The following is a 653-nucleotide window of genomic DNA, read 5'->3' as shown; positions in this document are numbered from 1 at the left end:
ACCGAGTTGCTCGACCTGCTCGCCCCCGTCACCCCGCGCGACGCCGACATCCCGTTCTGGTCCACCGTCGACAGCCGCTGGCTGGACACCACGACGATGGACGCCGCCTACTGGTACCGCAACCTCCGCCAGACCGTCCGACTCGCCGACGCCACCCGCCAGTTGGCCGAACAGGGCCACGACCTCTTCATCGAGGTCAGCCCCCACCCCGTCCTCACCGGCGCCATCCAGGACACCCTCCACCACACCACCGCCCACACCCTCGGCACCCTGCGCCGCGACCACGGCGGCACCCGCCGCTTCCTCACCTCCCTCGCCGAAGCCCACGTCCACGGCGCCCCCGCCGACTTCACCCCGCTCCTCACCACCGGCCACCGCACCGACCTCCCCACCTACCCCTTCCAGCGCAACCGCTACTGGCTGGAGGCGGCCCCCGGCGCCTCGGACGTGACCGCCGTCGGCCTGGCCGCGGCCGACCACCCGATGCTCGGCGCGGCCGTCCCGCTCGCCGACGGGCACGGCCACCTGCTCACCGGCCTGATCTCGCGCACCACCCACCCGTGGCTGGCCGACCACACCGTCATGGGCACCACCCTGCTGCCCGGGACCGCCATGGTGGACCTGGCCGTCCGGGCCGGCGACGAGGTCGGCTG

Annotated in this window: 1 protein-coding gene; it reads left to right on the top strand. The window is 74.1% G+C overall.

Annotated features, from left to right (window positions below; translation table 11 throughout):
• Positions 1-653, top strand: a 653-nt coding sequence (locus tag AE652_RS21170) for an acyltransferase domain-containing protein (protein ID WP_049653867.1), incomplete at both ends; no start/stop codon positions are given.

Origin of the sequence: Kitasatospora sp. MY 5-36 (assembly GCF_001182915.1) — a bacterium.
In the GTDB taxonomy this organism is placed as follows: Bacteria; Actinomycetota; Actinomycetes; order Streptomycetales; family Streptomycetaceae; genus Kitasatospora.
This window is presented reverse-complemented; position numbering and strand designations above follow the sequence as displayed.